General features: G+C 53.2%; 24 protein-coding genes, 1 tRNA gene and 2 pseudogenes. 19 read left to right on the forward strand and 8 right to left on the reverse strand.

Annotated elements, in window-relative coordinates; translation table 11 throughout:
• Positions 1-201: 201 nt before the first annotated feature.
• From AC6I8P_RS15965 to AC6I8P_RS16025, 13 genes and pseudogenes are all read left to right on the forward strand, one after another.
• Entirely contained in the window at positions 202-618 is a 417-nt protein-coding gene (locus tag AC6I8P_RS15965; protein ID WP_498030762.1) for a hypothetical protein, read from the forward strand.
• A gap of 88 nt (positions 619-706) precedes the next feature.
• A complete protein-coding gene (locus tag AC6I8P_RS15970; protein ID WP_498030763.1) occupies positions 707-1,072 on the forward strand; it encodes a hypothetical protein in 366 nt (121 codons plus the stop codon).
• 78 nt (positions 1,073-1,150) lie between these two features.
• Positions 1,151-1,468 (forward strand): hypothetical protein, encoded by a 318-nt coding sequence (locus tag AC6I8P_RS15975; protein ID WP_498030764.1) that lies wholly within the window; start codon positions 1,151-1,153, stop codon positions 1,466-1,468.
• A gap of 109 nt (positions 1,469-1,577) precedes the next feature.
• Positions 1,578-1,886, forward strand: a complete 309-nt coding sequence (locus AC6I8P_RS15980; RefSeq protein WP_059009494.1) for a hypothetical protein — start codon at positions 1,578-1,580, stop codon at positions 1,884-1,886.
• 80 nt (positions 1,887-1,966) lie between these two features.
• On the forward strand, positions 1,967-2,578 hold the full coding sequence (locus AC6I8P_RS15985) for a hypothetical protein (RefSeq protein ID WP_498030765.1): 612 nt from the start codon (positions 1,967-1,969) through the stop codon (positions 2,576-2,578).
• A 71-nt stretch (positions 2,579-2,649) separates the two neighbouring features.
• Positions 2,650-3,633 carry an ArdC family protein gene (locus AC6I8P_RS15990; protein WP_498030766.1) on the forward strand — a complete coding sequence of 328 codons (984 nt, stop codon included), beginning with the start codon at positions 2,650-2,652 and terminating at the stop codon, positions 3,631-3,633.
• A 96-nt stretch (positions 3,634-3,729) separates the two neighbouring features.
• Entirely contained in the window at positions 3,730-4,680 is a 951-nt protein-coding gene (locus AC6I8P_RS15995; RefSeq protein ID WP_498030767.1) for a DUF1281 domain-containing protein, read from the forward strand.
• A gap of 126 nt (positions 4,681-4,806) precedes the next feature.
• A pseudogene (locus tag AC6I8P_RS16000) lies at positions 4,807-4,953 on the forward strand (SAM-dependent DNA methyltransferase); the annotation flags it as partial.
• A gap of 601 nt (positions 4,954-5,554) precedes the next feature.
• Positions 5,555-5,680 (forward strand): DUF2188 domain-containing protein, encoded by a 126-nt coding sequence (locus AC6I8P_RS16005; RefSeq protein ID WP_498031176.1) that lies wholly within the window; start codon positions 5,555-5,557, stop codon positions 5,678-5,680.
• Positions 5,680-6,681, forward strand: coding sequence for a CBASS cGAMP-activated phospholipase (locus tag AC6I8P_RS16010; protein WP_498030768.1), 1,002 nt, complete (start codon positions 5,680-5,682; stop codon positions 6,679-6,681). Before AC6I8P_RS16005 ends, AC6I8P_RS16010 begins: the two co-directional genes overlap by 1 nt.
• The gene (locus AC6I8P_RS16015) at positions 6,675-7,817 is read left to right on the forward strand and encodes a CBASS cGAMP synthase (protein WP_498030769.1); all 1,143 of its coding nucleotides are present in this window, start codon (positions 6,675-6,677) and stop codon (positions 7,815-7,817) included. Before AC6I8P_RS16010 ends, AC6I8P_RS16015 begins: the two co-directional genes overlap by 7 nt.
• Positions 7,814-9,442: a ThiF family adenylyltransferase gene (locus AC6I8P_RS16020; protein ID WP_498030770.1), complete on the forward strand. Its 1,629-nt coding sequence runs from the start codon at positions 7,814-7,816 to the stop codon at positions 9,440-9,442. The genes AC6I8P_RS16015 and AC6I8P_RS16020 overlap by 4 nt, the downstream gene beginning before the upstream one ends.
• Positions 9,439-9,906, forward strand: coding sequence for a Mov34/MPN/PAD-1 family protein (locus AC6I8P_RS16025; protein WP_498031177.1), 468 nt, complete (start codon positions 9,439-9,441; stop codon positions 9,904-9,906). Before AC6I8P_RS16020 ends, AC6I8P_RS16025 begins: the two co-directional genes overlap by 4 nt.
• 231 nt (positions 9,907-10,137) lie before the next feature.
• Here AC6I8P_RS16025 and AC6I8P_RS16030 read toward each other — a convergent pair whose 3' ends face one another.
• Together AC6I8P_RS16030 and AC6I8P_RS16035 are read right to left on the reverse strand one after the other, a co-directional pair.
• Positions 10,138-10,824 carry a hypothetical protein gene (locus AC6I8P_RS16030; protein WP_498030771.1) on the reverse strand — a complete coding sequence of 229 codons (687 nt, stop codon included), beginning with the start codon at positions 10,822-10,824 and terminating at the stop codon, positions 10,138-10,140.
• A 3-nt stretch (positions 10,825-10,827) separates the two neighbouring features.
• Positions 10,828-11,301 carry a hypothetical protein gene (locus AC6I8P_RS16035; protein WP_498030772.1) on the reverse strand — a complete coding sequence of 158 codons (474 nt, stop codon included), beginning with the start codon at positions 11,299-11,301 and terminating at the stop codon, positions 10,828-10,830.
• A gap of 441 nt (positions 11,302-11,742) precedes the next feature.
• Between AC6I8P_RS16035 and AC6I8P_RS16040 the strand changes: the two are divergent.
• Positions 11,743-11,965: pseudogene (locus AC6I8P_RS16040) on the forward strand (IS21 family transposase); the annotation flags it as partial.
• Positions 11,966-12,060: 95 nt separating this feature from the next.
• Here the strand turns inward: AC6I8P_RS16040 and AC6I8P_RS16045 are convergent.
• Complete coding sequence (locus AC6I8P_RS16045) at positions 12,061-12,606, reverse strand: hypothetical protein (protein ID WP_498030773.1); 546 nt, start codon at positions 12,604-12,606, stop codon at positions 12,061-12,063.
• A gap of 206 nt (positions 12,607-12,812) precedes the next feature.
• Here AC6I8P_RS16045 and AC6I8P_RS16050 point away from each other — a divergent pair, with 206 nt between their 5' ends.
• Entirely contained in the window at positions 12,813-14,387 is a 1,575-nt protein-coding gene (locus tag AC6I8P_RS16050; RefSeq protein WP_498030774.1) for a TraI domain-containing protein, read from the forward strand.
• Between the two features lie 34 nt (positions 14,388-14,421).
• A complete protein-coding gene (locus AC6I8P_RS16055; RefSeq protein ID WP_498030775.1) occupies positions 14,422-15,381 on the forward strand; it encodes a tyrosine-type recombinase/integrase in 960 nt (319 codons plus the stop codon).
• Between the two features lie 277 nt (positions 15,382-15,658).
• Here the strand turns inward: AC6I8P_RS16055 and AC6I8P_RS16060 are convergent.
• From AC6I8P_RS16060 to aspA, 5 genes are all read right to left on the reverse strand, one after another.
• Positions 15,659-15,734, reverse strand: a tRNA-Phe gene (locus tag AC6I8P_RS16060).
• Between the two features lie 108 nt (positions 15,735-15,842).
• On the reverse strand, positions 15,843-16,421 hold the full coding sequence (gene dicD / locus AC6I8P_RS16065) for a division control transcriptional repressor DicD (RefSeq protein ID WP_021507771.1): 579 nt from the start codon (positions 16,419-16,421) through the stop codon (positions 15,843-15,845).
• Between the two features lie 66 nt (positions 16,422-16,487).
• Positions 16,488-18,185 carry a protein-disulfide reductase DsbD gene (locus AC6I8P_RS16070; protein ID WP_481657858.1) on the reverse strand — a complete coding sequence of 566 codons (1,698 nt, stop codon included), beginning with the start codon at positions 18,183-18,185 and terminating at the stop codon, positions 16,488-16,490.
• An 86-nt stretch (positions 18,186-18,271) separates the two neighbouring features.
• A complete protein-coding gene (locus AC6I8P_RS16075; protein WP_104187997.1) occupies positions 18,272-19,573 on the reverse strand; it encodes an anaerobic C4-dicarboxylate transporter in 1,302 nt (433 codons plus the stop codon).
• Positions 19,574-19,687: 114 nt separating this feature from the next.
• A complete protein-coding gene (gene aspA, locus AC6I8P_RS16080; protein ID WP_021507768.1) occupies positions 19,688-21,124 on the reverse strand; it encodes an aspartate ammonia-lyase in 1,437 nt (478 codons plus the stop codon).
• Between the two features lie 375 nt (positions 21,125-21,499).
• On the opposite strand from aspA, the gene AC6I8P_RS16085 reads away from it, so the two are divergent.
• The 3 genes from AC6I8P_RS16085 to groL all read left to right on the forward strand — a co-directional run bounded on the left by AC6I8P_RS16085 (position 21,500) and on the right by groL (position 24,142).
• Positions 21,500-21,952 carry an FxsA family protein gene (locus AC6I8P_RS16085; protein WP_021507767.1) on the forward strand — a complete coding sequence of 151 codons (453 nt, stop codon included), beginning with the start codon at positions 21,500-21,502 and terminating at the stop codon, positions 21,950-21,952.
• Positions 21,953-22,146: 194 nt separating this feature from the next.
• Positions 22,147-22,440 (forward strand): co-chaperone GroES, encoded by a 294-nt coding sequence (locus tag AC6I8P_RS16090; RefSeq protein WP_021507766.1) that lies wholly within the window; start codon positions 22,147-22,149, stop codon positions 22,438-22,440.
• 46 nt (positions 22,441-22,486) lie between these two features.
• Complete coding sequence (groL, locus tag AC6I8P_RS16095; protein ID WP_021507765.1) at positions 22,487-24,142, forward strand: chaperonin GroEL; 1,656 nt, start codon at positions 22,487-22,489, stop codon at positions 24,140-24,142.
• Positions 24,143-24,313: the final 171 nt, after the last annotated feature.

Genomic DNA, 24,313 nt, shown 5'->3' on the forward strand with positions numbered 1-24,313 from the left:
ACCTGAGAGATGGCGCTTTCGGGCGGTTACAAATCTGTTTAACCTTTGAAAACAGAGACCCCTGTGGTTAAGGTCCTTCTCTACTTCGCTTCACTCTCCTGAACATCTTATTTACTCATCAGCCATTTTTGGCCTGATTCTCACCCTGAGGGATACTTTCCCTTTGGGACGGTTCCCTTTTTTTCATAAGGAATCGTACCCATGCATTATACCAAAATGATCAATCCGCTCACGTTACTGAATTGTAATTCCCCCGCTTCTGCAAGAATCATGGTGGATTACGTTAAAACTCAGCTTAACGCACGTCTTGGTTACAAACTCATGGTTGACGCCGATCCTCAGGTTCCTGCTGACGGCCTTCCTGACTACCTGACTTTTCTCAGATATGTCGCACATACCGTTGGTTTTGCAACTGAGCATTGCTTCATAAGACACACCTTTGTCGAAGAGGCCGTGACCGGGCTTACGCTCCTGGGGGTAAATGTTCACAGTCGTCACTGGAATACCGCTTTTCACCAGGGCGTTACCCTGTCTCGCCAGGAAAAAGAGCTGGACGACGCTACAGAAGAAGCGCGCAAAATGTTTTATCAGAGCGCCGGTTTTTCTGACATCGCCTGACTGTCTTATTAAACGAACAGTCTTTCACCCTCACGGGACTTCAGTCCCCGTCAGGGACAGATTTCCCCGACGCTTCAGGGAATCCTCAATGAACGATTTAATTCTCACTGCAGATTTTTATCATCGTGCCAGCGAGCGTACCGCTCACAAAGTCGCACTGGCCAAAGCAGAGGGCGAGCTGCTGAGTATCGCAGCGCTTCGTCGTCTTGGCCTGAATACCGGGACAGATGACGACGGCTTTCCGTATTACGTCTGGGAAATGGCTGCGGTCGCCAGGGACCTGGCTGAACTGCATTTCCGGAAGCTTATACCTGAATCATGGGGGGCATTCTTTAACGGTCTTTGCCGCATGGCAGAAGGTATCGATAAAGAGGCCTGGACATATTTCTACAAAAGCGCAGTCAAAGACGAAAAATGCTTTCTGTCTATGGAAAATAGCGAAGCAGATTTCTGAGGTGATGCACTTAACCCGTATGGGGATTTTCTCCATACGGAGACAAATCCTCTTATTTTTACTGAAGAGGATTTACCTGTGAATACACTGGTATTTAATACGTTATTACTCGTTAAACATAACAGCAGCGAATGGCACCGGATGTGGAGCAGGCTGGCAAAGCACAGGTCCAACCGCGCCCTTCAGGACCCGGCTGTTGCTGATAATGACGGTGAAGTCTGGCAGTACATGGAGACAGTGGAAAAACGCGTTCTGTGGTTTGGAAAACGCTACATCCATCGTTTCCGTCATCGTGATCACCCAGCCTGCGGTTGCGCCATGACAGTTAACATTCCTGCCAGCCGAACCTTTAACCCGGACGATCCGGATAACGCTTTATATCATCACTTCGGTTAGTCATTAACCAGACGCCGGCGTCATTTATGACAAAGGCTTTAACCCATGCGGGGACAACCTCCCTGCATCTGCGGTGATGGTTTTCTCCGCATTCATTAAGGAGAAAACCATGAGCAGTATAATGCTGTTACTTATCACCCGCACATCGCGCGCCCTCAGCTGCCTTGCAGAGGCAATGCGTCAGCAGCAGGCTGAATGGTTCACCAACCGCAGCGGACACAGCAGTTTCCGCGCCGAGGTCGTTCAGTCTGAAGGGGGGTTTACCGCCATCATTTCACGCAGAACAGGCTACAGTTCGCGTGACTGGCAGTATCAGCAACTTGGCAGCGCAGGTAAGTTTGCCTCCGCACGTAAGGCTTTACGGGCGGGCCGGCAGATGGCGCAGCAAATGGCCGGATTGCGTTACCGTTTCGACTGAATCTGTTTTTACTGATTAACACTTCCCGGAGGGACCTTCCCTCCCGGGGAGGTTTCCTCCTTCTTTTATCCGGAGGAAATATGATCCGTTTTACTTCTGCTGAACTTCGTCCGCTTTTCACACAGAACCTGGGTATGCAGCGCCCGCTGATACTTGAAAAGAACCTGGGGATTTATCTTCGTGTACCTGATGACAATCATCCCGGAGAGTGGCTGAAAGCTTGGGCTGCAGGGTGTAATCCGTCGGAGGATGCAGACTGGTCAGATCTTGCTGACTCACTGATACCCGAACGGGAATTCTCCTTTCAGACCTTTATTGCGCAGAGCATGTCTGATGCTGTGCTGAATGACCAGCATGATCTGCTCATCAAACCCGTTATCAGTAACCTGAACAATGCGCTGACGCTTAAAGTGGAAACGCATCCACCGCTGAAGGTGTATGTACCGGTGAGCGAATATCGTGACCGGACCCGCTGGCTTTACGATCAGTCGCTGCGCCATTTTCATGCCTGTGTAGGTAATGCTGAACGTCTCAGCTGGCGTTCGCAGGCATTACATGTTCTCGACCAGGTCATTCGCCTTGATTCAAAGCGGGCGAAACCCGCCGATCGGGAGATGTTTGACAGTGCGGTCGCGAGCGTACGTGACCGTATTCGTTCGGTTATGGCCGACGGCTCCTTACGTTTTTACTGATTTTTCCACTCACCGGTGGCGCATCGTCCGCCACCGGCCGGGATGCGCCCCGTTTTCAAAGGATGCACCCCATGAAAAAGACAACAGCCCGATCCAAAGCGGCAACAGTACAGACTACCGACCTGTATCAGCAGGTCACCGATAAAATCATTGTGGCGCTGGATAATGGCGTGCCGCCCTGGCGTCGCCCGTGGCGTTCGGCTCAGAACGTGCATGGCAGCTGCCTGCCGGTCAATGCCGTAACCGGCCGTGCCTACAGCGGGGTTAACGTTCCCCTGCTCTGGATGGCCGCAGAGGAACACGGTTATACGTCCGATCGCTGGCTGACTTTCCTGCAGGCTAAAACTGCGGGAGGTCACGTCAGGAAGAATGAAACCAGCGCGCTGGCCATTATCTACAAACCGTTTGAGAAACAGGCCAGAGACAGCAGTGATAATCTGCTGTTCCGGGACGGTGAGCCGGTTATGGAGCAGCTGACCATGCTGAAGCAACTGCAGCTGTTCAACGTAGAACAGTGTGTGGGGCTGCCTGAATCAGTCAGCGGTGAAGGTGTTGTTTCTGTTCCGGCAGAATCCCCGTCTGAACTCAGCGCGGTACAGCTGAATCAGGTACAGCAGATACTCAGCTCCACGGGAGTCGGGTGCGATCACCGCCGGCAGGACCGCGCTTATTACCGGCCGGGCGCTGACCGCATAGTTATGCCGACGGTATCGCAGTTTCGGACGGAGGCGGACTACTGGTCCACGCTGCTGCATGAACTGGTGCATGCCACCGGGCACGGCAGTCGCCTGAACCGGGAAGGCATTACCTCATCGTCACGGCAGTTTGGTGATCCGGTTTATGCGTTCGAAGAGCTGATAGCGGAAACCGGCAGCGCCTTTCTCTGTGCGGAGCTCGGTATTACCGGCGACGTGCAGCATGAAAGCTATCTTGCCGGCTGGCTGAGAGCTCTTCGGGAAGACAAACGGGCAATTTTCCGCGCCTGCCGGTTCGCCCGGGAAGCCTCGGAATATTTACTTGCGCCCCTGAACCGTAATACGGAACAGGCGGCATAATCTGACCCGGCGGCTGCGGCCGCCATCATCCCCCTGAGGGCATCTTCCTCAGGGAGATGCCCTCTTTTCGTTTCAACCGACAAGAGGAGTTTCACAATGTTTTCATGGTGCCAGAACCGCCTGGAAATCACCGGTAAGTCAGTCTGCCTTGATGTTATGCAGCCCTGGATTGCCGGCACGGAAAAACCGCTTTACCGCCATGCCGTCCGGCAGGCGACAAAACTGTTTCTCGCTGGCTGTGCCGGCATACTTAAGCCTGTCAGGGCCGTGGACTATGCACCGTATCCGATGCTGACCGCTTCAGGTACGGGGGCGCAGACTTCACCTAACCAGGCATTCCAGCACTTTATCGAGCTGCTGGAGCAGGATGCGTGGCTGGACACGAAGACACTCTCCCGCATGGATAAAATCACGCTGCAGTCCGGCATCGATGCGCTGAAATGGGAAGCCATTCCGTTTTCAGCCCGGCAGATAATGGCGCAGCTGATGGCCGTGCATTATGCCGACTGGTTTGGTGTAGCCGGTGCAGGTGGCCAGTTCGATCCGCAGGAGCGCTGGGAATGGCTCAGCAGTATGCCGGAGACAACCTGCCCCTGTGACATGCTGATGGTGATGCCGTCACGTCTTGCTACCGAACTCAACGGCGATACGGGTCTGTTCAGGGGGCTCAATAGATCGTCAGAACTTTACATGCAGCTTTTTGGCATGGAGTTCCCGGCAGGCCATCAGGCCAGCTGGAGCCGTGATGATGTGGGTTCGCTCACGCTGCACTTTGCGTCTCCCTGGTATCCGCCGTCAGGTGAGATCATGGGAGAAATGTCACAGTTGTTTGACTGCGAGATCCGGCACTACTGGATTTCACCGGATGCCGGCACGTCAGGTTACAACTGCTTTGACCGGGGCGATCACGTTGACAGCGGTCCGTACCCGGCTGAGGAGCTACGCCAGTCTGCATCGGGTGATGGTGCCCGTATGTACCTGGTTACGCCTGAACCTGCTTTAGTGCCCGCTGTAACCACAGCGCACTACGGCAGTATCCGCGCATAGCGACAATCCAGAACCGGTAATCCGGCTCTGTCGTCCGGCCACAGCGAAACCTGTGGCCGTTTTTTCACCCCGAAGGGAACACCGTTTCCCTTCAGGAAGCGTGTTCCCTTTTCTGAGGAAGCACGCATGAAACAAGGGATTAATCACGAAAAAGCCTTTCTTAAACTCTTTAATCAGACCGCCCGTTATCACCGCCGGCATCAGGTGTTTGAGGATTTCATCAGCTGCAGCGTCATCGCACTGGAAAATCGCCTGCAGTTCTGTGAAAAGCGTGGCCGCCATAGTAAAAACGGCAAAACCAACAGAATAATCTTGTAGCACAAACTCTAAGAGGCTCTGTCCATCGGCTTTAGAACCATTATTAGCTTTCAATCAAGTATTGGGAGTTTTTTTAGTCAGTTCATGGCGGTAGGCATACGTAAGGTCCTCTGATAACAGCAGCCCAATTACATGCAGGGAAAGGGGCCTGCGTTCGAGTATCGTCGTGATAGAAAGGCCTAAGCCTATTTACTGCTGCATGAGTTATGACCTCAGCGTTGCAGGAGAAGGTCTAAGCCTTCTGTTGTATCAACCCACATTAAGTCGAAGCAAAAAAGCGCACGTTGCACCAGCGCACATGCGCTGATACATTGCTGTCTAGCAGGACAACGTAACGCCTACAATAGGTTGGCATTGCCTTACTGTTATCTGCATGAGTAAAATCTTAAGCTACTGCGCGCGGCCATTAACAACCCTGCTGGCTGAGACTTACATCATTTTATTGTAGAAGTGCAGTAATGGCTGGAAAAACAGCATTTTTTCCTCATCAAGTAGGTTGGGCCAATACAAACTCCTACAACCAGAGAGCGACCTCGGTGCATGACACGCAGCAGCAATCAATGCAGGACGAGATGTTGAACGCAACCAAAAGCTCGAATTCCTCATCCATCGTCCAGATGGCCGTATCCGTGACAAAGGTATCCACGGCAACGCCCCGTTTCCCCGAGAGGTCGAGACTTAATGACTGACATTCCTACCTACCATGTGCTCGCTCTGTCGGGTGGAGGCTATCGCGGCCTTTATACGGCCACAGTTCTTGCCGAGCTTGAAGCCGCGCTGGGTCGGCCTATCTCTTCTCACTTTGACCTGATTTGTGGCACATCGGCAGGAGGGATGCTGGCTTTAGGGCTGGCAGCGGAAATCCCTGCAAGCGAACTTAAAGCATTGTTTGAAGACGAAGGTAGCCGCATTTTTGGATGCCGCAGCCTTCCAAGGCGGCTTTTCGGTTTCTGGCTTACTGCAAAGCATGACGCGAGAGGATTGCGAGATGTACTGACCAAGCGCTTTCAAGGAACCACAATTGGCGACTTGAAACATCGTGTTCTGGTTCCGGCAGTCAACTACTCGACAGGCCGTGGGCAGTTCTTTAAGACACCTCACCACCCTTCACTTGAGCTGGATCACCGCATGAAGATTGTTGACGTTGCTTTGGCGACTGCCGCAGCGCCCGTCTACTTTCCGCTGGCTCGCAATAACCGAGGAGTCTTTGCGGATGGAGGATTAGTTGGAAATGCCCCCGGCCTGTTCGGTTTGCATGAAATCAATACGTTTCTCGCGCCAAAACAGGATGCGTTGATTCGGGTCCTCTCCATCGGCACCATGACGATCGGTGCGACCGTTCGTGGTGGTGCTAGCCTTGACCGCGGGTTCGGCAAGTGGCGCGGAGGGCTTTTTGACCTAGTGATCTCCGCTCAAGAGTCTTCCGTGGACTACATGCTGCGGCAGACGTTGGGGAGCCAATACTTCCAGATTGACGACATGGCAACACCCGATCAGAGCAAGGACGTGAAGGCGCTGGATCGGGTTTCCATTGGCGCTACGAATACACTAAAGGATCGTGGTAGCCACGCGGCGCAACGTGCGCTCGGCGACCCGCTTTTTCAACCATTTCGAGCGCACCAGGCCGGCGCACCCATTTTCTTCCACGGCCCCAACAAGAATGTACCGGAGGCCGCATGCTGAACCTGAGCCCGCTTTTCTTTACCACCGTTGATGATGAATTGTGCTTGCACGATGAGTTGAATCTGTCCCCTGAGCAGCGCGCTTGGATCGCCAGCGTACGCACTGATGTCAGGGACTGCCTGCGTACAGGCATCCCTCGCGTGCTGAGGTCAAACGGATACACGGAGGACGTGCCACAGCCACGTTTCTTCACTCAAGGGTCGTGGGCATACAAGACGCTTAATTCTCCGGCCCAACGTCCGCAACAGGCGGATGTCGATGATGGATGCTACTTGCCTTTAAGTTTCGTCTCTCAGACGAAGCGTCCTAGCATGGCAGCGACAGTGTTCTTTGCTGCTGCGGAAGAAGCATTGAGGTCGCTGGTAGAGGAAAAGCAGTGGAAGCTAGTCAGCGACAAGCCGACGTGCATCCGCATCGTCATTTCAGCGTATGCCCACATTGATATTCCTTTATACGCTATTCCCGATGAAGAATTTGTCACCCTCGCAAAGGCTTCGATGGAGCGATATGGTTACGAGTCGCTGTCGGAAGCGGTGAACATGGCAGAACGGGATGCTTGGACAGCGCTACCCGCTGACAAGGTGCTCCTGGCTCATCGTGAATGCAATTGGATGCCCTCTGACCCTAGGCCAGTGAAGGAATGGTTCTTGGGCGAAGTAGACGCCAAGGGTGAGCAGTTACGCCGCGTAATTCGTTACTTGAAGGCGTTCCGCGATTGGAGATGGTCCATCAATGGGCCTGCTTCGATTCTATTGATGGCCGCCGCGGCCCCACTATTTGAGAGACGTGATCGGCGCGATGACTTAGCGTTGCTGGATGTCGTCGCAGGACTGTCGGCCCGTTTGCGCGCGGGGGTGAATAATCCGGTGGATGAGTCCGAATCGCTCACGGGGCGGCTTGGCAACGAGGGTGTCGAAGAGGCGGCAAAGGCGTTTGAAGAATTTGAGAAAGTGCTTCGTGGTGCCACCAACGCCAGCAGCCCTTCACAAGCCTGCATTTGGTTGCAGGGCGAATTCGGCCCTCGCTTTCCAAACAAGCCGGATCGAGTCAAGGTGGTATCCGTCGCCGCCACCATTGCTGCAGCTCCCGCAACGGCTGGCCCGAGCGAACTTGTCGGGCGAACGAAGGCAGGATGAAAAGCGCCATAGCGCTCGCAGACGTAATCGAGGCCTTCGTGCTGCGAGGCTTCGAATTTGTTGGCAAGACGGATGATGGTTGGTTCAGGCTGCAAGGACAGTTGATCCCCTCCCAATCGCACAAGGGCTATTCATGTGAAGTTCAGCTCGACCCTACGTTCTTCGACTTGCCTCGCATACGACTGCTGGAAATTCCTCCAGGGCTACCCGCAGCGGTTCCTCACCTTGGTGCAGGTGGCGGACTTTGCTATCTAGCTAAAGGCACGGTCGTTCTAGATATCTACGATCCTATAGGACAGTCGCTGGCATGCTTGCAGCGCGCTGCTGCCGTACTCGGGCAGATTTTGGAGGGGGAGATGATTGAAGATCTTACTGAAGAGTTTTTCGCCTATTGGGATGGATGGCCCTGCTTTGTGGACATGCAGGGCGGAGACTTGGGGCGGCAGAACTGCATAGTCGCACAGGCCAAAGGCCATTCTTCATGGTTCATCACTGACAATAAAGAGCGAACAACAAATAAGCTGACTTCGCTTGGCTATCAAGTCACCACCCAAACAGTGCTGACCTACCGGGTCAAGACCAGTGCTCAACCTCGCCCGCTGACGAGCTCTTGGCCTCCCGAAACTGTTGGAGATATCTTGGATTGGCAAAGTGCGCTTGACTCTCGTTGCCGGCGCAAAATTCACGATCGCATCAAAGAGGGAGAAAAGGAAAAAGCCAACGGCGTTCTGATCGTTATCGAATCTCCGTTGATGACGTATGGCTTTGCGGTTCTATATGATCGCCAACGACAAGTTAAAAAGGGTAAGTTCAAAGACCGCAGGGATTCGAGCTATGGTTTGAAGGCGATGCCCGTCTCGATGATCAGAATCGATGACCAATATATCGCCCAGCGGAACATACCTAAGTCAAATACGCTTGCAGGTAAGAACCTGGCCATTGTTGGGTGCGGTACGATCGGAGGATATCTGTCAGATATGCTGGTCAAAGCTGGGGCGGGGACATGCGGCGGAAAACTCACTTTGATCGATTGCGATTACCTTCTGCCGCAAAATATCGGGCGTCATCGCCTTGGATTTCCGGACTTGCTTTCGAACAAGGCCGAGGCTATGACTAAGGAACTAAAGCGTTTGGCACCAGGAGCCGAGATTCGTGCGCTCCCTGTGGATGTCAGGCAGGCCCAACTGGGAGAGCTGGACTTGTTCATAGACGCCACCGGGGAAGAACCTCTCGGGCATTGGTTGTGCAGTCACTATCGAACAACGCCAATGATTTCAGTGTGGATCGAAGGGCCAGGAACGGCTGTCCGTGCACTCCTGAGGGCAAATTCTTTTTGTGCTTGCTACCGATGTCTTTGGCATAGCAACAGGAGGGGAGAACTTCTTTCCACCGTTGATTCTCTTCCTACCATTTTGGCTGGGCATGGATGCGAAGGCTTGTACGTGCCATTCCCAGCCTCGGTATCGATGCATGCAGCCAGTCTGGGAGCAGAGATGGCCTTTGATTGGGTTAACAACGTATATTCACCTGCTTTGCGAACTCGACTGATCGATCATACTCATCTGCTTGCCACACCCGATTGCGATCCGCTGGTGGACCGGGAATGCCCTATATGCAGTTCATGAGCTCTTGGGCCACCGACGATAGGCGGACCCTGCTGCATTTCTCAGAGTCTACACTGGAGACTTTCTGTCAGCATATTCAGGCCTCTGATACAGATTGCGAGGCTGGCGGACTACTGCTCGGTTCGGTTCATGGAGCACATATGCTCATTGAGCAAGTTACGGTTCCCACGGTTTGGGACAAACGATTCCGCTATCTGTTCGAAAGAATGCCGTTAAGTCATAATGCCATCGCTCATTTACGGTGGACTATAAGTAAAGGGACAGTCCGCTATCTGGGTGAATGGCATACCCATCCGGAAGATCATCCTAATCCTTCAGGTCTTGATAGATTAGAGTGGAGTCTCTTGTCGGAAAAACGCTTGGACAAACGGCCTATGCTTGCGGTTATCGTTGGCCGAAAGTCTTTATATGTCGAATTAGTACCAAGCTCCGGCCCCGGCTCAGTGCTTTATCCTTTGGAGTAGCAGCTATTAAGTTAAAGAAGTTTAGATGCATACGAATTGCAATCGCACACCGAGCGCGTCTCGCAACGAATTTTACAAGGCTCTGTAAATTTCGTCAGAGAAAATAGAACCATATCATAAAGCAAACGTACTGCTTCTTATTCGAGGCTTGCTTTCTTTACTCCTGTACATTGCTGAGCAAAATCCAATTTTTTCAGTTCTCTAGGATTTTATTTATCAGAAAAAATTATGCTATTTGCTTTGTTTTTTTTGTGTGTCTTTCAATTTTTCTTGATACGCCTTTTTTGCAGCCATAAATGTGTCGATGTCTTTGCATTCCCGTTGAACTAGCTTGAGGTCTGCAAATCCTTGTGTTGGTGAGTTCGTTAAATAATGCCCGCACAAACGATTTCCTCCTTCAATCAATTTTAGCTCTGCGGCACCAGTTGTTAGCTTGCGCTCGTTAGGCTTTCGAATGTAGAACTCATACATGTATCGAATATGTGCCGTGTTGTGCTGATCGTCCACCAAAAGTGACTCAATCAACGTTCGACTATCTTGACTCTCAGTATATGAGAGAAGGGAGTAACCCAAAAATGTTTGTTTTATCACAAATGCAATAGGTATGGGCTTAGTGGATTTGTCATCACTTGTGCCGTAATTCGTCAAAAGATGACCAAACCAAACACCGTGAATTATTGGGCGCCCAGTCAAGCTGGCGATCCATTCCGTCTTCCATGGGCGCCGAAAAGCCCAAACGGAAACAGCTACGGCCCAGCTGGCACCAGATATTAGACCTGCTATCAACGCCTGTGTGCCATTAGCCCCAAAGGCAAAGTGTCGTACCAGACCTACAAGGTTGCCGATCAGAACGGTCGTGATTGCGACAAACAGCAGGGCTTTCCTGAAATCTTTGATAGATAAATTTACGTTTGCCATATTTTATTTTTCTCCGGCAATGTCCACGCCTGTATGAAATAAATGCACTTTACCTGTCTGAGAAACGATTCCTGCACATTTTATACCATCTATGAGCGAGGCTAAATATGCGGACATTAGACGCGAACCTGTTCCGCGAAAACGCTGTGAAGCATTATTTGGAATGGGGGGAGAAATGAATTGTGATATATGAGTAATCTTCCAATCTTCAATATCAATAAAATGAAATCCATCGTGAAAGGGATCTCTGACTGTGGAGATTTGACATATTGCGGAAGCGATTTCCCATTCGAAAAAAATGGAGGCATTAGGCTTTATGCTTTCATTTTCCAACTGAAGAAATGGCAACTGAGATAGGTCACTATAAAAAATCAAGCCAGTTCCAGAGAAGTCACTTTCACGATTTTTAGAAATAGAATTTAGCAAGCTCAGGGCCTTGTTGATTTCGCTGAAATGATTTAAGTTCAGACTAGTCATATTTTTGGATTCTGTTCAGTTTTTTCTGTAACCATGGTACCATTTTTCCATAAAGTATAATAAGTGAATTACCTCTTTACGTCTCAGTTCCTTGGACCGCAGTACTCTAAGTTCGCTCTTAGCTCCGGTCGTGTGAAAAATCTAGTTACAAACTGTAGGACGCGTATCTATGCAAGGGTAGCGATCTTTCCCTGATTAGATCTCGCAGATTTAACCTCAACACCTAGTTTTGGCTCTGATTAAATTCATACTTTGAGGTGGTCTGGCTTTAGACAGACTGCGACATCCCGACGGGCTTGGCATTCGCCAGCCTTCCAAATCCTTACTGCCTAGCTTCCTTTGTCAGCGTCAGTGACATAAGACATTAGTACACCATTTAGGTCTTACGCTCCACCAGTTATGCTGTTTCGTTAAGGTTCCTACACCGAAAAAGATTCCATTATGCAAAGCAGAGCAGAGTTTTTCAGGATAAAGCAAATGCGCCTAAAGGGTGCCTACATTGTCTATATCGCGACACAATTAGGATGTTACGAGAGCACCGTCAGACGATATCTCAAATACCCTGAGCGCTAGCCCATAAATACGCAATAAGATGTTAAAACCTAAGCCGTACATGGTTTTCATCGACATGTGGCTGGCGGAAAACATCTGGAACAATGAGGTCAAATGATAAAATCGATCGTTCAGATCGAATACACACACGTATCCATGTGTTAAACACCACGCAGGTCGGTAACTGAGCAAATTATTTTTCCGTCCTCAAGATTTACGCCGCAGAACCAGCACGGGCCAGTCACTGCGGAAGTCCGTGCGCCAGCGCCACTGTCGGAAGAGGATCTCCAGCTGCATCAGCGCCTTCATGGCCGGTGTAAAAGGGATGCGGTAAGTGCGGTGGTGGACGATGAGTCCACCTTCAGCGATACAGGCCAGCACCCGGTGGGCACGAATGTCGGTCAGAAGGTGCGAGGAAATGATAACGATATGGTGCTTTTCCAGAGCTTGTCTGGTTGACGCCTTTACGCTTTGCCAGAACTGTTGGACCCGCTCTGGCGTCAGATCTGTGGTGGGCTGCCAGGGGGCAAGATGCACCCACGCCCGGCTGCGACGATGGCGGATCAGCGTCATCGCCGGTCTTAACTGCCGCTCGGCCCATGCGAGCGGGCGGAGCAGGAAGGGGAGACAGAACAGCAGCACCCATACCAGATATAACCCGGTGGATGTGGCCTGGATGGTGAAACTCAGGCTCATCGTCCCGCACAGGGCCAGCCAGATCATAAAAAAAAACAAAACAAAGAATTGCTGCATGCGATGGCTCCCGATACCGGTGTAAACAGAGGCATGCAGGAAACCATTACGGTGTTACCAGAGCACCCTGAAACTCTGAAACCACTTTTTAATATTTTAACAAGCAGGATTTCTGTCAGAGACGGTTCCGGGTTTACTGTTGAAATTGTCCGGAGTGCTTTTAGGTTAGCGTCATATTCAGCAGGCATATTCCGGCGGAGGTGACGGTGATTGGACTTAACTGGTTAACAGGCAGAGGCAGACAGGAAAGCCAGCCCGGAGAGAGACTCTCTAAGGGAGACACGTTATCCCGGCCTGTTGCTGACGGTAGCTGGCACCCTGCTCAGACGGGAAGTGTGCTACTGCAGACAAACGAAAACCGTCGCCTCATCAGGGTGCTGACAGAAAACAGCCCGCTTTCAAAAGAAGTCACTGAAGCCTGGTGGCTCAGGCCTCTGGAGGAGATGGCGGCAAGGGTGCAGACCTGCCCGGCAGCCTGGTCCGGCCCGTACTCTGGTCCCGGAGGATTTAATGAACTCAGCCTGAACGTCGCCGCGCGTGCGGTCAGGCTGGTCCGCGGCATGATGCTGCCACCGGGCGCCACGCCTGAAGAACAGGCTGAGCAAACTCCCGGCTGGGTCTGTGCTGCTTACTGGGCAGGGCTGTTCCATCATTTGCCCTGGTTGATGCAGGTGGAAGGGGCTCTGAAAAACGGTCGGGTCTGGTATCCCGGTCTTAGCGTGCCTGGAGAGCAATGGCGGGTCAGGCAGACCACCGAACCATCAGGCGAGATGAACTGCGTATTTGTGGCGCTAAGACTATTGCCTGAGGCGGCCCTGCTGTGGCTTCAGCGCTGGCCCGCTCTTTCTGATACGCTCCTGCTCTTTCTGTCGGGACGCCGTGCTGAAGCCGGGATATTAACCAGTATTGTTAACGATGCCCTGAGCAGCTGCGGCCTTTCAAATGAGACCGTAATGTCCGGGCAAAAACCTCAGCAGGTTTCTCTGGTTAAAATCACATCAGTAACAGACCATACCCCCCCGAAATTATATGAAGTAAAACCTAACTCATTGTCCAGTCTCGATAATGCGGAAGGTTCTTTAGTGCCAATTAAAACTGGAGTTTCATACTACAGTTCTGCTCAGGAAAGCGAGTTGTCGCCTGAGAAGATTATCCCACCTGCGCCTTTACTGGAGCTGGAATCCGCACTCACAGCTGAGGAACCGCTGCTTTCTGCAGAAAACGCCATCAGTACGGGAGAAGAAGTGCAGATGCAGGGATCTACGGAGAATCTCCTGTCATTGCTTGATTTAATGGCTGAAGGGAAAACTGCTACGGCAATGGATAATTCTTCTGCGGATAATCGTCCAGCCACGCCAATTACAACTGATGTGTTTCATTCTGATGAAAACAGGAAAGATAAGGGAGAAGAATCCGGTGTGCTCTTTCTTGAATGGATCAGGGACAGCATTGAGGACGGCACGCTGAGCGTAAATCAAAAAGACAGTCTGCTTCACGTTCTGGCGCAGTTTGTTTTTGTGGTCTCACCGGCCTGTTTTTACCGTTACACCACGACTGCAGGAGGCAGTCATACGGATAAGGCCAGACTACAAAAAAGTTTTGAGGCACTCAACGTACACCATTCACGAAATGGTAAGGGATTATTCCATTACCATCAATACGATACGCCGGATAAGAGCGGTCGTTTTACAAAAGTGTCAGGCTATATGATTAATGCCGACATTTTATTTAAAAAAGGGAGCTGTCCTTCGGACAGCACATGGCTTTCAGCCAGGAAATGACTGGCTGGGGAGCATTTATAAAACTGAGGTCAAAATGAAAGATTCATGTTCATTTGATGAACTTATTGAAGGATATTTTTTTAGTAAAACTCTTCGAGTTGCAACTGAATGGAGTTACAGAAAAGTATTAAAGACTTTCCTTAACTTTGCTGGAGCAGCCATATCTCCTGCTGATGTTGATGACAGGTTGGTTTTAAACTGGCGCAGACATGTACTTAATGTGGAGGGTCTGACAAAAACCACTTGGAACAATAAGCTCACACACATGAGAGCATTATTCAACTTTGCGATTGAAGAAGGTTATATTCCGGCAACCAAAAATCCCTTTAATGGCAAGATTGCACGGCCAGATGTAAAGCGAAAGAAAACCCTGACTGATATCCAGATTAATAAAATATATCTTTTAATGGAGGCCCGGGAGGCGGATGAACAGTATGGTAAAAACTATAACTACAGGTCGGCATTGAGGCCTGCATGGTTCTGGCTTACCGTGCTGGATGCTTTACGAAGGACAGGGATGAGGCAGAATCAGCTTCTGCATATACGTTTATGTGACGTTAATTTTATGCATAACTGGATAAGCCTTCGACCGGAAGGAGCAAAAAACCATCGCGAGCATCTTGTTCCGATCACGCGTTATCTGAGACCAAGATTAGAAATGCTTTATAACCGTTCTCTGGAAAGAGGAGCAAAGATGGAGGATCAGCTTTTCAATTTATCCCGATTTGATGGTCGCAGAAATGAGACAAGTGAAAACATGGATAATCCACCATTGCGTGCATTTTTTCGACGGCTTTCAAATGAATGTGGCTTTGTTGTGAGTCCTCATCGATTCCGGCACACCATAGCTACAAATCTGATGAGTATGCCTGACCGAAACCTGAAAATGGCTCAGGATCTTCTGGGCCATTCAACGCCTGCAGTCACTCTGCAATACGTTGAGAGCGACATCAACAAGGTCAGGAGCGTTCTCGAACAGCTGGAGGTGGCCTAAGAGTAATCTTAAGTCAAATCTTAACGATATGATTCTAAAAGAGGAAAAAAAGGGAGGCAAACCTTTACAAAAGATTGACAGAAAACATTTCTAAAGGTAAATACGATGCTGAAGTATTTTTTTAAGGATGTGAGAAGTCCAGAGGATGCTAGAACATCCTCCGGACTTTAAGTCCCGTGTTCAACAATGGTGCGGTAAGCAAACTACCAACATCATGCTGGGGACCACTGTCATGCCCGTTAAGGATCTCAACCCCTAACGAACAGGCTCTGAAGAGTGGTGCCCGAAGGCGGAATCGAACCACCGACACGGGGATTTTCAATCCCCTGCTCTACCGACTGAGCTATCCGGGCAACGGGGCGCATTAAACCCTAATGGCTCACAGCCGTCAACGGGTTTCTTAAAAAAAGCGTAGCAATCGTGACTGATTGCCTGCTTTTCAGGCAGGGTGGGCAAAAAGCCTACGCCAGCGCGCCGTTTTGCCGGCACAGTGCGATACTCAGCACATCTTCAGCCAGACGCCGTGCGGTAGCGACATCCTGCACGTTGCGCTTCACCAGCAGCTTACTCAGACAACCTTCGAGGATCAGCTCCATCTGATCGGCCACCATGCTGGGGTTGTCCAGCGCCAGGTCGACGAGGATTTCATGGGTGAACTGCCAGGAACTGCGCTTCTGCTGTTCGGCGAGCTGATGCACCGGCTGATCCGGCTGGGGATAGAAACTGCAGGCGGCAATAAACAGGCAGCCGGGAAAGCGGCCTTTACTGACGTGCTCTGCCAGCACGTCGTAACGCGCCAGCAGCTTTTGTGCCGCACTGAGGCGCTCATCCAACTGCACCTGGCGGCGCCAGCTGTCAATCTGCTGGCCGTGAAAGCGCAGCGCGTCATACAGCAGGGCATCGCGATCGGGCCAGTAGCGCTCCAGCTGATCGCTGGCGAGGCCGCTTTCGCCAGCCAGCTGCTGCAGCGAGGTGGTCGCGGCCAGGCCGCTCTGTTCGAGCACATTCAGCGCATGCTCAAGGATCTGTTCGCGTTGCAAAAGACTCTCCTCCGGAATGCGGGCCCGGGCGCGTACGCCCGGGCAGTGTCGTGCAACCAGTTTCGTTTAACGCGGCAGATTGTGCAAATGGGCGCGGAAATCCGCGGCGTTAAGGAATCCGGTGACGCGTGAATCGGCAATCTCTTTGCCCTGCGCATCAAAGAACAGGATGGTCGGCAGGCCAAGCACCTGCAGATGCTGCAGCAGCGCGTTATCCTGCGCGTTGTTGGCTGTCACGTTAGCCTGCAGCAGCTGCACGTTGCTCAGGGCACTGCGTACGCCGTCATCGCTGAAGGTGTATTTTTCAAACTCTTTGCAGGCCACGCACCAGTCGGCATAGAGATCGACCATGGTGATACGGCCCTGCGCCTGCTGTAATGCGCTATCCAGCTGCTGGCTGTTGCTGATGCGCTGGAACGGCAGGTGCGCGACGCTTTGCGTACTGCTGCTGCCAAATGCCCAGTCCTGCAGCGGGCGCGCCACCACCAGCGCGGCCGCCAGCATGATGATCGGCAGCACGCGCGCTGTGCCGCGCGCGCTGAGACTCAGGCTGAACGCCCAGGCAAAAAATGCCACGCCGAGCAGACTCCACAGCCGCAGTCCCCAGATATCGCCCAGCACGCGCTCCAGCAGAAACACCGGCAGCGCCAGAATCACAAAGCCAAAACCCTCTTTCACGCTCTGCATCCACGGACCGCTTTTCGGCAGCAGCCGGTTGCCGAACATCGTTACAGCAATCAGCGGCAGTCCCATGCCGAAGGCGTACAGCCACAGCGTGCCGGCTCCAGCCCACAAATTACCGCTCTGCGCGATATACAGCAGGATGGCGCTGAGCGGCGCGGTGGTGCAGGGTGAGCAGATCAGGCCTGCCAGTGCGCCCATCATAAACACGCCCGCCAGCGAGCCGCCTTGCTGACGGTTGCTCCACAGCGTCAGACGCGTCTGGAGGCTGGCAGGCAGCTGCAGCGTGAACAGGCCAAACATCGACAGCGCCAGCAGCACAAACAGCACGGAGAGGCCGATCAACACGTAAGGATGCTGCAGCGCAGCCTGGAAACGCAGCCCCGCCGCAGCCACCACCATACCGAGCAGGGTGTAAGTCAGCGCCATGCCCTGTACGTAGACCAGTGCGAGGGCGAACAGCCGGCCCAGCGAGTGGCGGCGCTGGCCGCCAAGAATGATGCCGGAGATCAGCGGATACATCGGCAGCACGCACGGCGTAAAGGCCATGCCGATGCCAATTAGCAGCGCCCACAGCGGCGAAAACGGCAGCGGCGTGCGGTGAGCGGCCGGTGATGCCGCGATTACCGGCGCGGCGCTATCGGCAGCCATCGCCGTCAGCGGCACCGAGCGGGTCTCCGGCGGATAGCAGAAACCGGCCGCGGCGCAGCCCTGATAGGTCACGCTGAGCGTTGCACCAGCATCGGCCTGGCGCAGGGTGATCGGCAGCTGTACGTCCTGCGGATAGATTTCGCTCTTGCCGTAAAACTCATCTTCGTGCGGCTGGCCCGGCGGCAGCGTGACCGGCGCCAGCTGCGCGTGTTGCGAGCTGATGTGGAATTGCTGGCGATAGAGGTAATAGCCGTCCTTCACTTTCCAGCTCAGCGTCAGCTGATGGCCCTGCTGGCTGAAATCAAAGCCAAAGGCCTGATCGACCGGCACAAAGCGGTTATTGGTAGTGGTCGAGAACAGGCTGGCCTGCGCCGACAGGCAAAACAGCAGTGCCAGGCACAGGCTTAGCAGGCGGGAAAATCGAGCAGCCATGACGAATTAATCAGCTCCGGTGGCGAATGAGCCGCGATAATAACACGGCCGCTGCGCCACGAGGTTTTCAGGATGTAACCACGACGCTACAGGATCAGGCTGCCGAACAGGAAGCCAAACGCCACCGAGAAGGTAATTGCCAGTACGCCGGGAATGATAAACGAGTGGTTGAACACGTACTTCCCAATGCGGGTCGAGCCGGTGTCATCCATCTCCACCGCGGCCAGCAGCGTCGGGTAGGTGGGCAGCACGAACAGCGCGGACACCGCGGCGAAGGAGGCGACCGCCGCCAGCGGCGATACGCCGAGCATCAGTGCCGCCGGCATCAGCGCTTTGGTGGTGGCCGCCTGCGAGTAGAGCAGCGTGGCAGCAAAGAACAGCACCAGCGCCAGCATCCACGGATAACTCTGCAGCATGTCGCCGGCCAGCGTCTGGATGTCGCTCAGGTGCGCCTTGACAAAGGTATCGCCCAGCCAGGCGACGCCCATTACGCAGATACAGGCGCTCATGCCGGATTTAAACGTGCTGGCACTGAGGATTTCACCGGTTTCCACTTTGCAGGTCAGGCAAATCAGCGTAGCAACCGTCAGCATAAACACCACAATGGCTTCGTTACGCGGCAGCACCGGATTGCTGATCAGGCCCACGCTGTCGCTGATTGCCGTCGCGTACAGCACCACCGCCGCAATACCGATCAGGAACAGCAGCACCGCGCGTCTGGCACCCGGCTTGATGTGATAAACCTGCTCACCGCGCAGTGTCACTTCACCTTTCGCCAGGCGCGCCTGATAGACGTCATCTTCTTTGAGCTCTTTGCCGAGGAAGTTGGTGATCACGGCGGCACAGAAAATGGCCAGCATGGTGGCAGGCAGCGCGACGCCGAGCAGCGCCAGATAACTGACGCCGCGCGGTTCAAGAATCGAGGCAAAAAATACCACCGCGGCCGAAAGCGGCGAGGCGGTGATGGCGATTTGCGACGCCACTACGGCTATCGACAGCGGGCGCGAAGGGCGTACGCCTTGCTCTTTGGCGACTTCCGCAATCACCGGCAGAGTTGAAAAAGCGGTGTGCCCGGTACCCGCCAGCAGCGTCATCACATAGGTCACCAGCGGCGCGAGGAACGTGACATAGCGCGGATGGCGGCGCAGCAGGCGTTCCGCCAGCCCGACCAGATAATCCATGCCGCCGGCCACCTGCATCGCGGCGATGGCCGCAATCACCGCCATAATGATCTCGATGACATCAAACGGGATCGCGCCGGGTTTCATGCCGCAAACCAGCGTCAGCACCAGCACGCCTAAACCGCCGGCAAAGCCAATGCCGATGCCGCCGAGGCGCGCACCCAGCCAGATCGCCAGCAGGACGATGAGCAATTCCACCACTACCATAGTTTCACTCCCTGAAGTGCCGCCACACGCAGCCACTTTAGTTATAGACGTCAAAATAAAAAAGCACGCCGTATTGTATACAGGCGTGCTTCAGACGACTTGATCCGGAACGGATTACTGTTCGTTTTCGTCGGTGTAGCGTTTGGCTTTGTATTCCGGGTGCATCAGGTTCTGGATGGAGAAAATATCGTCCAGCTCGGCTTCGGTCAGCAGACCGCGTTCCAGCACCACTTCGCGTACGCTCTTACCGGTTTCAGCACAGATTTTCCCGACGATATCGCCGTTGTGATGGCCGATGTACGGGTTGAGGTAAGTGACGATACCGATGGAGTTGAACACGTAGGCTTCACAGACCGCTTTGTTGGCGGTAATGCCGTTAACGCATTTTTCCAGCAGGTTGTAGCAGGCGTTGGTCAGGATGCTGATCGACTCAAACAGCGCCTGGCCAATCACCGGTTCCATCACGTTGAGCTGCAGCTGGCCGGCTTCAGAAGCCATGGTCACCGTGGTGTCGTTGCCAATCACTTTAAAGCACACCTGATTGACCACTTCCGGTACCACCGGGTTAACTTTGGCAGGCATGATTGAAGAACCGGCCTGCAGCTCCGGCAGGTTGATTTCGTTCAGGCCAGCGCGCGGACCGGATGACAGCAGGCGCAGGTCGTTACAGATTTTCGACAGTTTCACGGCCAGGCGCTTCAGCGCTGAGTGCACCATGACGTAAGCGCCGCAGTCTGAGGTGGCTTCAATCAGATCTTCGGCGGGCACTACCGGCAGGTTGCTGACTTCCGCCAGGCGCTGTACCGCCAGCTGCTGGTAGCCGTCCGGCGTGTTGAGGCGGGTGCCGATCGCCGTGGCGCCGAGGTTAACCTCCAGCAGCAGTTCGGCGGTGCGCAGAATGCTGCGCGTCTCTTCGTTCAGCAGTACGTTAAACGCGTGGAACTCCTGACCGAGCGACATCGGCACCGCGTCCTGCAGCTGGGTGCGGCCCATCTTCAGGATGTTTTCAAACTCCACCGCTTTGCGCTGAAAACCTTCGCTCAGCTGGCCAATCGCGTCGAGCAGTTTGAGGATCGAGGCGTAAACCGCAATGCGGAAACCGGTAGGATAAGCGTCGTTAGTGGACTGACACTTATTCACATGATCGTTCGGGTTGAGGTACTGATATTCACCTTTCTGGTGACCCATCAGCTCCAGACCGATGTTAGCCAGCACCTCGTTGGTGTTCATGTTGACCGAGGTGCCCGCGCCGCCCTGATAGACATCAACCGGGAACTGGTCCATGCACTTACCGTTGTTCAGCACTTCATCACAGGCCTGAATGATGGTATTGGCGATGTGGCGGGGGATGGTTTGTAGCTCTTTGTTGGCGAGCGCGGCGGCTTTTTTCACCATCACCATGCCGCGAACAAACTCAGGGATGTCGCTGATTTTACTGTTACTGATATAGAAGTTCTCAATCGCACGCAGAGTATGAACACCGTAATAGGCATCTGCCGGAACTTCACGCATGCCTAACAGGTCTTCTTCGATACGAATGTTGTTCGCCATGATTACCTTCTTATTATTGCTGCTGTGTTACTGCCGGGCATCCGGAATGGATGGGCGGCGAATAACGTGCAGGTGAAGCAATTATATTGTCGTGGAATACCAGTGCCGACATTTTATCCATCTTCGGGCTGGCGAGCACGATCATATTCTGTCACTGCAGAAATGCTTGTGCACAGATCACTTTACGGACATTTGCTGGCCCAGCGGTAATAACGATATGTGATGTACTTCGCAATTTTAAGTCAGTGGCATAAATTTAACAGTGGCGGTTGAATTTCCCCGGCCGCGTGCCCATCTCATACGTTATGGTCATGCTGACCCTTCAATTTTGCTGCCCCGCACGCTGCGTGGCGGCGCGACTCACAGGAGATATCGGTGCGCTGGTTACCGTTAGTGATTTTTTTTGTTCTGGCCTGGATTGAGATCTCAATTTTCATCCAGGTGGCGCACGCGCTCGGCGTGCTGCTGACCATGCTGCTGGTGATTTTTACCTCGTGCATTGGTGTGTCGCTGGTGAAAAACCAGGGCATGAAGAACTTTATGCTGATGCAGGAGAAGCTGGCGCGTAACGAGAGCCCGGCGGCGGAGATGATCAAAAGCGTGTCGCTGATCATCGCCGGTTTTCTGCTGCTGCTGCCGGGCTTCTTTACCGATTTCCTCGGCCTGCTGCTGTTGCTGCCGCCGGTGCAGAAGCACCTGACGCTAAAACTGATGCCGCACCTGCGCGTATGGCGCGGCCCGGGGCAGGGTCCGGATAGCGGCGTCACCATGGACGGCGAGTTTGAGCGCAAAGATCAGGATCGTATCGGTCACGATAAAGATCGCTGAATGTAAGCGGGGCGGCGTAAGCCGCCCTTTTTGCTGTCTTTTTCGTCATCTGTTACGCAAACGAAAATTTTTTATTTTTTTGCCCTTGAAAGCCCCTTTTCTGCCCCTATCTCTCTCTCCACGAGGCCGGAACCCTCAAGCCCGGCGTTCAACCCAAAAATGAATGATTGGACTTCTCAAAGGAGAGCTATCAAATGAAAATTCGTCCGTTGCACGATCGCGTTATCGTCAAGCGTAAAGAAGTTGAAGCCAAATCTGCTGGCGGTATCGTTCTGACCGGCTCTGCAGCAGGCAAATCAACCCGCGGTGAAGTACTGGCTGTTGGCAATGGCCGCATCCTGGAAAACGGCGACGTGAAGCCGCTGGACGTGAAAGTGGGTGATCTGGTGATTTTCAGCGAAGGCTACGGTGCCAAGACTGAGAAAATCGACAACGAAGAAGTTCTGATCATCTCTGAAAGCGACATTCTGGCGATTGTTGAAGCGTAATTTACGCGTAATTCACTGAACGAAACGAATTTAAGGGATATTTGAAATGGCAGCTAAAGACGTAAAATTCGGTAATGACGCACGCGTAAAAATGCTGCGTGGCGTGAACGTACTGGCAGATGCAGTAAAAGTTACCCTGGGCCCGAAAGGCCGTAACGTGGTTCTGGATAAATCTTTTGGTGCACCGACCATCACTAAAGATGGTGTTTCTGTGGCACGTGAAATCGAGCTGGAAGACAAGTTCGAGAACATGGGTGCGCAGATGGTGAAAGAAGTCGCTTCTAAAGCCAACGACGCAGCAGGCGACGGCACCACCACCGCTACCGTTCTGGCCCAGGCTATCGTCAACGAAGGCCTGAAAGCCGTCGCGGCGGGCATGAACCCAATGGATCTGAAGCGCGGTATCGATAAAGCCGTTGCGGCAGCCGTTGAAGAGCTGAAAACCCTGTCTGTACCATGCCAGGATTCCCGCGCTATCGCGCAGGTAGGTACCATTTCTGCCAACTCCGATGAAAGCGTCGGTACCCTGATCGCTCAGGCGATGGACAAAGTGGGTAAAGAAGGCGTGATCACCGTTGAAGAAGGCACCGGTCTGCAGGACGAGCTGGACGTGGTTGAAGGTATGCAGTTCGACCGTGGCTACCTGTCTCCGTACTTCATCAACAAGCCAGAAACCGGTGCGGTGGAGCTGGAAAGCCCATTCATCCTGCTGGCTGACAAGAAAATCTCTAACATCCGCGAAATGCTGCCAGTGCTGGAAGCTGTGGCGAAAGCCGGCAAACCACTGCTGATCATCGCAGAAGACGTGGAAGGCGAAGCGCTGGCTACGCTGGTGGTCAACACCATGCGCGGTATCGTGAAAGTGGCTGCGGTGAAAGCACCGGGCTTCGGCGACCGTCGTAAAGCGATGCTGCAGGACATTGCTATCCTGACCGGCGGTACCGTGATCTCTGAAGAGATCGGTATGGAGCTGGAAAAAGCGACGCTGGAAGACCTGGGTCAGGCAAAACGCGTGGTGATCAACAAAGACACCACCACCATCATCGATGGTGTGGGCGATCAGGGCGCAATCTCTGGCCGCGTGACGCAGATCCGTCAGCAGATCGAAGAAGCGACGTCTGACTACGACAAAGAGAAACTGCAGGAGCGCGTTGCTAAACTGGCAGGCGGTGTAGCCGTACTGAAAGTAGGCGCAGCGACTGAAGTTGAAATGAAAGAGAAGAAAGCACGCGTTGAAGATGCCCTGCACGCTACCCGTGCTGCGGTTGAAGAAGGCGTGGTTGCCGGTGGTGGTGTTGCGCTGGTGCGTGTTGCGGCGAAAATCGCAGCATCTGGCCTGAAAGGTCAGAACGAAGACCAGAACGTCGGTATCAAGGTTGCTCTGCGTGCGATGGAAGCGCCACTGCGTCAGATCGTTTCTAACGCCGGTGAAGAGCCATCTGTGGTTGCTAACAACGTGAAAGCGGGCGACGGTAACTACGGTTACAACGCGCAGACCGAAGAGTACGGCAACATGATCGACTTCGGTATCCTGGATCCAACCAAAGTGACCCGTTCTGCGCTGCAGTACGCATCTTCTGTGGCCGGTCTGATGATCACCACCGAAGCGATGGTCACCGACCTGCCGAAAGGCGACGCACCTGACTTAGGTGCTGGCGCTGGCGGCATGGGTGGCATGGGCGGTATGGGCGGCATGATGTAATTGCCCTGAACGTCTGAGCTGTTGAGAAACCCCCGATCGGAAACGGTCGGGGGTTTTTCTTTTGCCGGCGAACAAGGTATAAGTAAGGGCGCAATACTTCGGCTTTGCGGGTTTAGGGCAATGAATGTTCAGAAAAAATGTGCGCTTTTCTGCTACGCTGCCGCCCGACAC

The sequence above is a fragment of the gamma proteobacterium symbiont of Lampromicra miyakona genome (assembly GCF_059730895.1).

Bases quoted from the DNA above. Each gene is read 5' to 3' on its own strand.
- AC6I8P_RS16045 (WP_498030773.1), bottom strand. From the start codon at position 12,606: ATGCAGCAATTCTTTGTTTTGTTTTTTTTTATGATCTGGCTGGCCCTG.
- AC6I8P_RS16015 (WP_498030769.1), top strand. From the start codon at position 6,675: ATGCTGAACCTGAGCCCGCTTTTCTTTACCACCGTTGATGATGAATTG.
- AC6I8P_RS16020 (WP_498030770.1), top strand. From the start codon at position 7,814: ATGAAAAGCGCCATAGCGCTCGCAGACGTAATCGAGGCCTTCGTGCTG.
- AC6I8P_RS16055 (WP_498030775.1), top strand. From the start codon at position 14,422: ATGAAAGATTCATGTTCATTTGATGAACTTATTGAAGGATATTTTTTT.
- AC6I8P_RS16010 (WP_498030768.1), top strand. From the start codon at position 5,680: ATGACTGACATTCCTACCTACCATGTGCTCGCTCTGTCGGGTGGAGGC.
- AC6I8P_RS16030 (WP_498030771.1), bottom strand. From the start codon at position 10,824: ATGGCAAACGTAAATTTATCTATCAAAGATTTCAGGAAAGCCCTGCTG.
- AC6I8P_RS16035 (WP_498030772.1), bottom strand. From the start codon at position 11,301: ATGACTAGTCTGAACTTAAATCATTTCAGCGAAATCAACAAGGCCCTG.
- AC6I8P_RS15990 (WP_498030766.1), top strand. From the start codon at position 2,650: ATGAAAAAGACAACAGCCCGATCCAAAGCGGCAACAGTACAGACTACC.
- AC6I8P_RS15965 (WP_498030762.1), top strand. From the start codon at position 202: ATGCATTATACCAAAATGATCAATCCGCTCACGTTACTGAATTGTAAT.
- aspA (WP_021507768.1), bottom strand. From the start codon at position 21,124: ATGGCGAACAACATTCGTATCGAAGAAGACCTGTTAGGCATGCGTGAA.
- AC6I8P_RS16025 (WP_498031177.1), top strand. From the start codon at position 9,439: ATGAGCTCTTGGGCCACCGACGATAGGCGGACCCTGCTGCATTTCTCA.
- groL (WP_021507765.1), top strand. From the start codon at position 22,487: ATGGCAGCTAAAGACGTAAAATTCGGTAATGACGCACGCGTAAAAATG.
- AC6I8P_RS16090 (WP_021507766.1), top strand. From the start codon at position 22,147: ATGAAAATTCGTCCGTTGCACGATCGCGTTATCGTCAAGCGTAAAGAA.
- AC6I8P_RS15995 (WP_498030767.1), top strand. From the start codon at position 3,730: ATGTTTTCATGGTGCCAGAACCGCCTGGAAATCACCGGTAAGTCAGTC.
- AC6I8P_RS16070 (WP_481657858.1), bottom strand. From the start codon at position 18,185: ATGGCTGCTCGATTTTCCCGCCTGCTAAGCCTGTGCCTGGCACTGCTG.
- AC6I8P_RS15985 (WP_498030765.1), top strand. From the start codon at position 1,967: ATGATCCGTTTTACTTCTGCTGAACTTCGTCCGCTTTTCACACAGAAC.
- AC6I8P_RS15970 (WP_498030763.1), top strand. From the start codon at position 707: ATGAACGATTTAATTCTCACTGCAGATTTTTATCATCGTGCCAGCGAG.
- AC6I8P_RS16075 (WP_104187997.1), bottom strand. From the start codon at position 19,573: ATGGTAGTGGTGGAATTGCTCATCGTCCTGCTGGCGATCTGGCTGGGT.
- AC6I8P_RS15980 (WP_059009494.1), top strand. From the start codon at position 1,578: ATGAGCAGTATAATGCTGTTACTTATCACCCGCACATCGCGCGCCCTC.